The sequence below is a fragment of the uncultured Winogradskyella sp. genome, from assembly GCF_963975125.1.
Taxonomy (GTDB): Bacteria; Bacteroidota; Bacteroidia; order Flavobacteriales; family Flavobacteriaceae; genus Winogradskyella.
Genome location: NZ_CAXBGB010000115.1, coordinates 1 through 7,123, shown reverse-complemented (window position 1 = coordinate 7,123; position 7,123 = coordinate 1). Strand labels below are relative to the sequence as shown.

The 7,123-nt window shown below is 31.7% G+C and carries 4 protein-coding genes and 1 pseudogene; 4 read left to right on the top strand and 1 reads right to left on the bottom strand.

From position 1 onward, the window contains the following. A pseudogene (locus AAC053_RS13130) lies at nucleotides 1-520 on the top strand (hypothetical protein); the annotation flags it as partial. 324 nt (nucleotides 521-844) lie between these two features. Here the strand turns inward: AAC053_RS13130 and AAC053_RS13125 are convergent. Next, entirely contained in the window at nucleotides 845-1,144 is a 300-nt protein-coding gene (locus AAC053_RS13125; protein ID WP_339757495.1) for an isoamylase early set domain-containing protein, read from the bottom strand. Between the two features lie 284 nt (nucleotides 1,145-1,428). On the opposite strand from AAC053_RS13125, the gene AAC053_RS13120 reads away from it, so the two are divergent. The 3 genes from AAC053_RS13120 (at nucleotide 1,429) to AAC053_RS13110 (ending at nucleotide 7,032) form a co-directional block, all read left to right on the top strand. After that, nucleotides 1,429-2,361 carry a dihydrofolate reductase gene (locus AAC053_RS13120; RefSeq protein ID WP_339757492.1) on the top strand — a complete coding sequence of 311 codons (933 nt, stop codon included), beginning with the start codon at nucleotides 1,429-1,431 and terminating at the stop codon, nucleotides 2,359-2,361. Nucleotides 2,362-2,544: 183 nt separating this feature from the next. Further along, nucleotides 2,545-3,429, top strand: coding sequence for an ABC transporter ATP-binding protein (locus AAC053_RS13115; protein WP_339757490.1), 885 nt, complete (start codon nucleotides 2,545-2,547; stop codon nucleotides 3,427-3,429). A gap of 21 nt (nucleotides 3,430-3,450) precedes the next feature. Continuing rightward, nucleotides 3,451-7,032 (top strand): M1 family aminopeptidase, encoded by a 3,582-nt coding sequence (locus tag AAC053_RS13110; protein ID WP_339757487.1) that lies wholly within the window; start codon nucleotides 3,451-3,453, stop codon nucleotides 7,030-7,032. Nucleotides 7,033-7,123: the final 91 nt, after the last annotated feature.

The following is a 7,123-nucleotide window of genomic DNA, read 5'->3' as shown; positions in this document are numbered from 1 at the left end:
TAAAAGAGTTACGAAAATATTTAAAATCATTGAGAATGTGCCTCTTTATAAAGGCTGTGAAAAGCTAAAAAGTAATGCCAAAAAAAAGCAGTGCATGTCTCAAAAAATAGCACAGCTGTTTAACGATAATTTTAATACCATTATACCAGAAGGTTCAAATTTGTCTCCCGGTTTAGAGAGCGTCTTTTTAACATTTAAAGTTGATGTAGATGGTAAAGTTACAGATATCAATGCTGAAGCTAAAGATGACTATTTAATCAATGAAGCTGTTAGAGTTGCAAAACTTATACCTAATTTAAAACCAGGACATATAAGAGGTAAACCTGTTAAAGTTCCTTATACACTCCCACTTAAAATAAACCTAGAACCAAAAGAAAAAGGAGCATCTACCTATCCTGTTTTTAGAGGTTGTGATAAAGACATGTCTAATGAGGAATCAAAAAAATGCTCAATAGAAAAAATAAAGAACTTCATTAAATTAAGTTTTGATTATGACATAGCAGATCACGCAAGCCATTAGAAAAATTTACAAAATTTCAAGTAGATTTTATTATTAATAAAAAAGATAAAGTAGAACATGTTAATACCAAAGCTAATCATCGGGCTATTGCCAAAGAAGCCATCCGAGTTGCAAAACGCTTACCAAAATTTAAAGTGCCAGGAACAAAAAATGGTAAACCTGTTCACACTCCCTTTAGTCTTTTAATGACTATTTATTTTTAATACCTAATTCAATGAAACTATTAAGATTATGTATTGTTTGTATTTAGAAGAGTTACATATTAAAAAAAGCGTCTCGAAATAAATCGAGACGCTTTTTAATGTCTAGTTTTAAGGAATTCCCTTATAATTTTATAACACAGTTCTCTGCTGCTGCAAAGTCGTTCCAAGCATAAGAATCTGCTTGCTCGTCGTTGACGTAAGATTTACCATCAACTAAGTATCTAAATTCATAAGAATTTTCACTTGCTAAATCAACAGTTCCTTTAAAGGTTCCGTTCTTTAATTTCTTTAATTCAGTTGCTTCAGTATTCCACTCGTTAAAGCTTCCAACTACAGTTACACTTTTTGCTTCTTCTGAAGGCACAGAAAATGTTACCTTACAAACTGGCTTACTTTTTAAATACTGCTTTTTAATTGCCATAATAATACATTTAATTAAGAGACAAAAGTATAAAAGAAAAAAACACAAAATAAAGTTTAAAAGCCTAAAATTAAAAGAATTATTAATTTCATAAAATTGGGATTATATTTTGAATACTCTATAATTTTTAAACACTAAATTTAATATATTAGCAATAGCTAATCTATCAACATATAGAGGGTTTTGGACTATATCGTTTTCGAAAATACTAAATGTTTAAACCTAAAAAATTACGACAACGATTTAGTAAAAAAGAGGTATCTTTAACTTATTAAATTACGTTTATGTTCGGAAATAAAAAACAAGTTTCAACTATAGATAAAGATCAATTAGAACTCATAGAAAATGCACAAAAACGCATTAAGCAAAAGAAGCGTTTGTACATTCATTTTGTTATCTTTTTAATTGGTGCTGTATTTTTAATTTTAGCCAATACAGTATTAGGTATTGGTAAAGATTTTAAAATCGCTGGAATTGATTGGTTTGTATATGCTATTCTAGCTTGGTTATTTCTTTTTGCATATCATTTCTTCAATGTTTTTATCACTAATAAATTTATGGGTAAAGACTGGGAAAAGCGGCAACTCGATAAATTAGTAAACCAACAGCAACAACGTATTGACAAGTTAAAAGAAAACTTCCTAAAGGAAGAAACTAAAATCGCACAGACACAAGCCTATAACGAAGCTAAAGATTTACCTGAAGCTTCAGAAAAAAAAAACTCCAATGAGTTAACTATTATTGTTGCTGCTGGTGAAAAGAATGCTATTGGTAAAGACAATGACCTCATCTGGCATTTAAGTGATGACTTAAAACGTTTTAAGAAACTCACAAACGGTCATCATATTATTATGGGCAGAAAGACTTTTGAGAGTTTTCCAAAACCATTACCAAATAGAATACACATAGTTATTACAAGGCAAAAAGATTACCAAGCACCAGATGGTGTTATTGTTGTTAATAATATGGAAGATGCACTTGATGCTTCTAGAAATGACAAACAGCCCTTTATTATTGGAGGTGGCGAAATTTACAAACAAGCTATGTCTTTAGCTGATACAATTGAAATTACTCGTATACACTCTACTTTTGAAAGTGCAGACACATTCTTTCCCGTTATTAATAAAACCAAATGGCAAGAAGTGAACAGAACAACTCATGATGCTGATGAGAAACATGAGCATGCATTTTCGTTCATTACGTATTTGAAAAAGTAATTTTAGTTATTCTTTTTATTATTCGCTCTTCTAATACTATGATTAGTAGGCAACCCTTTTCCCTTTTTTAACGTCTTAATATATAAAGGCATAACTTGTTGTTCGTAAAAATCTATAGTCGACTTGTAACGCTTTATCAAATTAGTCGTCATATTAACAATTAACCAATCAAAAAAACCTTCCATGAGCACGCTAAAAATCAATAATTTATCAAAAACTTATGCTAATGGCGTAAAAGCCTTAGTCGATGTTAATCTAGAATTAGAAAATGGAATGTTTGGCCTTTTGGGTCCAAATGGAGCAGGTAAATCGTCTTTAATGCGAACGCTCGCTACACTCCAAGAAGCTGATTCTGGAACTGCTACTTTAGATGATATTGATATTTTAAATCAACCAGCCGAGTTACGGAAAGTTTTAGGTTACTTACCTCAAGAGTTTGGTGTTTATCCTCGTATTACCGCAGAACAATTACTAACACATTTATCGATTCTTAAAGGAATCACTAATACTTCAGAACGTAAAGAATTAGTGAAGTATCTATTAGACAAAGTGAATCTCTACGATAAGCGTAACAAATCTGTAAAAGGGTTTTCGGGCGGAATGAAACAACGTGTTGGTATAGCACAAGCATTAATAGGAAATCCTAAATTAATCATCGTTGATGAGCCAACTGCTGGTTTAGATCCAGGAGAACGTAATCGCTTTTATAACCTATTAGCTGATGTTGGTAAGGATGTCATTGTAATTCTTTCTACGCATATTGTAGATGACATAAGAGAATTATGCACCAAAATGGCAATTATGAATTTGGGTGAAATTGTATATCATGGGTCACCGCAATCTGCCATTGACGAATTAAGAAGTAAAGTATTTCATAAAATAGTTAGCAGAGACGAACTTCAAAATTATGCTAACGAGTATAAAATAATTTCAAATAAAATGGTAGGTGGAAAACCGCTTATACATGTATTTAGTGACGAACATCCACAAAACGGATTTGAACAAGTGACACCTAATTTAGAGGATGTCTTCTTTTCTAAAATCAACACTTCTAACGTACTTGTTTAATCATCCCTAACCATTTTAATCATGTTTAAAACATTCTTTTTATCAGAATTAAAATATACCCTTAAGCAACCTATGGTGTATATTTTCATATTCATTTTGGCATTGATGGAATTCTTTGCCACAGTTAGTGACAATGTTCAAATTGGTGGAGCTATTGGTAATGTCTATCGTAATTCTCCATATACCATTACTACTCATATCACTATATTCTGCATTTTTAGTCTTTTGATGGCAGTAGCTTTCTTTAATAATGCAGCCTTACGAGATCATAATAACGATTTCAATGAAATCTTATTTACAACGCCTTTAAGTAAACCAGGCTACTTTTTTGGTCGCTTCTTTGGTGCGCTTGTTGTTTCTACATTGCCATTACTTGGTGTTTTTATAGGAATCCTTCTTGGTACTTATTTGAATTCAATTTTTGGCTGGTTAGATACGGCACGCTATGGGGAATTTTACCTCGAAACTTTTGTGAATAATTACTTACTGTTTATACTTCCTAATATGTTTCTAGCTGGAGCTGTAATCTTTGCTATGGCAAATAAATGGAAGAGCACAGTTATTTCATTTGTTGGTGGATTAGTAATTATTGTGGCCTATATTATTTCTGGTTCATTAATGTCTGACGTGGATAATGAAACCATTGCAGGTTTATCTGATATATTCGGAATTAACACCTACTCTATTGAAACTAAATATTTCACACCAATTGAAAAGAATACCATAAGTCCTGGTTTTTCTGGAGTGCTTTTTTGGAATCGATTGATTTGGACTGGAGTCGGATTCATAATTTTAATGATTTCCTATTTTAGTTTTTCATTCACAAAGAAGAATAAAAAAATTAAGAAAGAAAAAATAAGCGCTTCAAACAAAGATGTTGTATTTGCGCTGCCAAAGCTAAATCCAACTTATAATGCTTCAACCAACTGGATTCAATTTAAAAGTTTCTTTTACACTAACTTTTTGAGTATTGTAAAGAGTGTTACGTTTAAGATATTATTTCTGTTCTGTATTATTATTTTAGTTGCAGATTTAAGTGCTGGCTTTGAGTATTTTGGGCTACAATCCTATCCGCTTACTTATAAATTAATCGATTCCATAAAAGGAAACACCAATATTTTTACGGTCATCATTCTCATCTTTTTTAGTGGCGAATTAATTTGGCGCGACAGAGATTCTAAAATAAATGAAGTGATAGATACTACAGCGCATACCTCATTTATTTCATTGGCCGCTAAAGCCTTATCTCTAGTTTGCATAACTACTATTTTAAATCTATTCTTTATTCTAATAGCTATTATTTATCAATTACTTCATGGCTTTACGCGTATAGAATTAGATGTTTACTTAATAGATTTACTATATGAAAATATCCCGCTATACATTGTATTTGGTGGTGTTATGATTACAATTCAGGTGCTGTCTAGTAACAAATACATTGGCTATTTTATCTCAGTATTAGTATTATTGGTTTGGGACATCGTTTTAAGTGTTTTAGATATCAGCAGCAATATGTTAAGTATTGGTGGTGGAGCTTCTATTATGTATTCCGATATGAACGCTTTTGGACCTGGTTTAAAAAGTAAATTATGGTTTAACCTCTATTGGATTTTATTATCTGTTTTGGGATTACTAATTGCAGGTGCATTATGGAATCGTGGTTCTAAAAGTTCACTATTAAGTCGTATAAAAACTGCCAGAAAAGAAGTGCCGAAAAGCTATCGTGGCATTATTGCCTTAATAGCTGTTATATGGCTTGGAGTTGCTGGTTTTGTGTATTACAATACGCAAGTTTTAAATCCGTATCGTTCTAGTAATACTACAGAACAACTTAGTGCAGATTTCGAAAAGAAATACAGCAAGTACAAAAACGCCATACATCCTAAAATTACAGATGCTAAATATTATATAGATATTTTTCCCAATAAAAGAGATATCCATGTCAAAGCAGATATAACATTGACTAATGAATCTAATAAGCCTATTGATTCACTTCACTTTTTTAATGGTGAAGGTTGGGATACAAAACTGAATATACCATACGCTAAATCCGTTTATAAAGACTCAACTTATTTATATACCATTTACAAATTGACACCAGCTTTACAACCAGGTGAAACCATTGTAATGAAAGTAGACAATAAATTCATTACCAAAGGCTTTGAAAATGGTCGCGGCCCAACTATGATTGTAAAAAACGGAACGTTCTTTAATAATGGTGATGTTTTACCAACCATGGGTTATAACGAAGGTTATGAACTAGCAGATAAAAACACACGGAAAAAGTATGGTCTAAAACCTAAAGAACGTACTCCAAAGTTATCTGGTGAGATAAGTGAATTACACAATCGTAATTACATTAATAATGGTCAGTCAGACTTCATTAATGTAGAGACTGTAATCTCAACTATAAAAGAACAGACAGCTATTGCGCCAGGTTCTCTAATTAAAAAATGGGAAGAAAACGGAAGAGATTATTACCATTATAAAACGGACACTCCTTCGCTAAATTTCTATTCTTTTATGTCTGCTGATTATGAAATTAGAAAACGAAAATGGAATGGTATTGATATTGAAGTCTATTACGACGAAAAGCATCCTGAAAATGTGGATATGATGCTAGATGCTGTAGAACGCTCTTTAGCATACTTTACAGAAAATTTCGGACCTTATTATCATAAACAATGTCGAATTATTGAATTTCCAAGATACGCATCATTTGCACAAGCTTTTCCAGGAACCATGCCCTATTCTGAAGCTATAGGATTTATAATTAATCTTGAAGATGAAACCGGAAATAACGTAGTGGATGCCGTAATAGCTCATGAAATGGCACATCAATGGTGGGCACATCAATTAATTGGTGTAAACATGCAAGGTTCTACTTTATTTAGTGAAGGTTTTTCTCAATATGCCTCAAGAATGACATCAAAAAGTATTACTAATGACCCAATGAAAATGAGACAATTTCTTAAATACGACCACGATCGCTATCTAAGAGGGAGAAGTGGTGAGCGACTAAAAGAATTACCATTATATAAAGTGGAAAACCAAGCTTATATCCATTACGGAAAAGGAAGTGTTGTTTTATATGCACTGCAAGATTATATTGGAGAGGACAAAGTTAATTTAGCGATGAAGAATTTCTTAGAAGAGTATCGTTATAAAAAACCACCTTACCCTACGTCATTAGATTTTTTAAGACATCTAGAGCCGCAAGTCCCAGATTCTTTACAATATCTAATTACAGATTGGTTTAAGGAAATTACCTTGTATGATAACCGAATGAAAGAAGCTAATTATAAAAAATTAGATAACGGAAAATATGAAGTGACGCTCGATATTGAAAGCTCTAAAATAAAACCAGATAGTTTAGGAAATGAAACTAAAACGGCTATTAACGATTGGATTGATGTCGGTTTCTTTATGGATGATGATGAAAAACGTTTATACAGCCAAAAACGTATGAAGTTTAATAAAGAGAATTCGTCAATTACAATTCAATTAGATTCGTTACCAGTTAAAGCGGCAATAGATCCAAGACATCTTTTAATAGATCGTGTTTATTCAGATAATATTAAAAATATAAGTTTAGAAGAGTAAAACGCTTCTTAAGAATATAAAAAGACCCTTTCTATGAATTTAGAAAGGGTCTTTTTATGTAATTTATGTTAGTGTAAATCATTCTTTATTC

Bases quoted from the DNA above. Each gene is read 5' to 3' on its own strand.
- AAC053_RS13125 (WP_339757495.1), bottom strand. From the start codon at position 1,144: ATGGCAATTAAAAAGCAGTATTTAAAAAGTAAGCCAGTTTGTAAGGTA.
- AAC053_RS13110 (WP_339757487.1), top strand. From the start codon at position 3,451: ATGTTTAAAACATTCTTTTTATCAGAATTAAAATATACCCTTAAGCAA.
- AAC053_RS13120 (WP_339757492.1), top strand. From the start codon at position 1,429: ATGTTCGGAAATAAAAAACAAGTTTCAACTATAGATAAAGATCAATTA.
- AAC053_RS13115 (WP_339757490.1), top strand. From the start codon at position 2,545: ATGAGCACGCTAAAAATCAATAATTTATCAAAAACTTATGCTAATGGC.